Origin of the sequence: Archangium sp. (genome assembly GCF_036389735.1) — a bacterium.
GTDB lineage: Bacteria > Myxococcota > Myxococcia > Myxococcales > Myxococcaceae > Archangium.
In genome coordinates, this window is the sequence record NZ_DASVWK010000042.1 from 1 (window position 1) to 2241 (window position 2241).

The following is a 2241-nucleotide window of genomic DNA, read 5'->3' on the forward strand; positions in this document are numbered from 1 at the left end:
GAACAACCTGGCCCTATCGCGGTTCTCGACGGCGGAGTATCACCGCCTCGGCGTCCATACCTGCCCTGGCGGCGACCGCGATTCCACCCACAGCGCGGACGTGGACTACGCCGAGCTGCTGCCGAGCCTCTTCCAACTGAAGGTCGGGAATTTCTACATCGCGCTCGCGGGGGAGGAGGACCCCACCCGCGTACTCAAGATCATCCGGCGGAACATGAAGCCCGGACACCGGGTCTTCGTTGGCGTGGTGTCTCCCATCGACCCTCGTATCGAGGCCGCGGAAGAGGTGCGAGATCGGATCCTCGAGGCCGCGCGGTACATTCCGGTGGAGCAGCTGGGCACGACGGACGACTGTGGCTTCTCCCCGTTCAGCGACGACACGTCGACGAGCCGGGATGCCGCATTCGCGAAGATTCGTGCACGCGTACAGGGCACCGCCCTTGCTGCCAAGGCGCTCGGAGGAGGTTGATGAGTCTTCCGGACGACGAGGAGGTCCTGCTGCGCTCGGTTGCGCTGCAGAACGCGAGCAGCATTCTGCGCGCCCGTCAGCGGGCGGAAGCAGAGCTCCTTCGCACGAAGGAGGCGCTGCGTGAGAGTCAGGAGCGACTCACGGCCGCGCTGATGGCGGCGGGAACCGGCACCTTCCGCTGGGATTTCCAGACCGACACCGTCGAGTGGGACGGCAACCTCGACCGGCTCTTCGGTCTCGAGCCTGGCGGCAAGCAGTCGTTGCGGGCCTTCACCTCGGCCGTGCATCCGGACGACCGGGACGGGGTCGCCGAGCACTACCTGCAGTGCGCGCGCGACGGCTCGGATTTCGACAGGGAGTTCCGCGTCGTCCGTCCGGACGGCAGCGCACGGTGGATTTCCCAGAAGGCCAAGACCTTCGTCGACGATGACGGCAAGCCGCTCTACATGACGGGCGCCTGCGCCGACATCACCGCACGCAAGCAGGTCGAGGAGTCGCTGCGCCATAACGAGGAGCGGCTCCGGACGATGTTCAATCAGGCCGCCGTGGGCATCGCGCTCGCGACGCTCGAGGGCCGCGTCGTCGACATCAACGAGAAGTTCTCGGAGGTTCTCGGCTACAGCGCCGAGGAGATCCGGGACACCCCGTTCATTCGATTCACCCACCCGGACGACGTGGCGGAAACGCGGAGCGTGCTCAATCAACTGCTCGCCGGTACGCGGTCCGACATTGCGATGGAGAAGCGCTACCTGCGCAAGGACGGATCCGAGATCTGGAGCCGGACGACCCTCACGCTGTTGAAAGACGCGGACGGCAGACCGCGGCAATTTCTCGGCGTCATCGAGGACATCACCCCTCGCAAGCGCGCCGAGGCTGCCTTGCAGGAGGAGTCGAGAATCCTCGAGCTGCTCAACGAGACGGGAAAGAGCCTCGCATCCCAGCTCGACCTGCAGTCGCTCCTGCAGGCGGTGACGGACGCCGCGACCCAGCTGAGCGGCGCGCAGTTCGGAGCGTTTTTCTACAACACCCAGGATGAGAACGGAGACGCGTTCCTGCTCTACACGCTCTCGGGTGCGCCCCGCGAGGCGTTCGAGAAATTCGGGAAGCCACGCGCGACGGCGCTCTTCGGCCCGACCTTTCGCGGCGACGCGCCCATCCGGTGTGACGACGTCCTCCAGGACCCGCGCTACGGAAAGTGGGGTCCGCACCATGGCATGCCCAAGGGGCACCTGCCGGTGCGCAGCTACCTCGCGGTCCCCGTGCGCTCTCGCGGGGGGGCGCCCAGCGGAGGCCTGTTCTTCGGGCACTCGCAACCCGGCGTCTTCACCGAACGCGCCGAGCGGCTCGTCGTCGGTGTCGCGGCACAGGCGGGAATCGCCATCGACAATGCCCGCCTGTACGAGGCCGCCCAGAAGGCAGCCGCGGAGCGCCAGGCCCTGCTCGAGAGCGAGCGTGCGGCACGCGCGGCCGCGGAGCGGCTGAGTGAGCTCAAGGACGAGTTTCTCGCCACGCTCTCCCACGAGCTGCGCACGCCGCTCACGGCCATTCTCGGCTGGTCGCAGATCCTGCGGCGGAACCAGAAGACCCCTCAGGAGTATTCGAAAGGCCTGCAGATCATCGAGCGCAACGCGCGCCTGCAGACCCAGCTCATCGAGGATCTGCTGGACATGAGCCGCATCACCTCCGGGAAGCTGCGCCTGGAGGTCCAGCCGCTCCAGCCGGTGCTGCTCGTCGAGGCCGCGCTCGAGACCGTGAAGCCCGCCGCCGAGGCG

1 protein-coding gene and 1 pseudogene are annotated in these 2241 nt (G+C 67.2%); both read left to right on the forward strand.

Going from position 1 to position 2241, the window contains the following annotated elements; all coding sequences use genetic code 11:
* Positions 1–469, forward strand: a pseudogene (locus VF794_RS01445) (5-methyltetrahydropteroyltriglutamate--homocysteine methyltransferase); the annotation flags it as partial.
* On the forward strand, positions 469–2241 hold a 1773-nt coding region (locus VF794_RS01450; protein WP_331106965.1), incomplete at its 3' end, for a PAS domain S-box protein. The pseudogene VF794_RS01445 and the gene VF794_RS01450, both read left to right, overlap by 1 nt.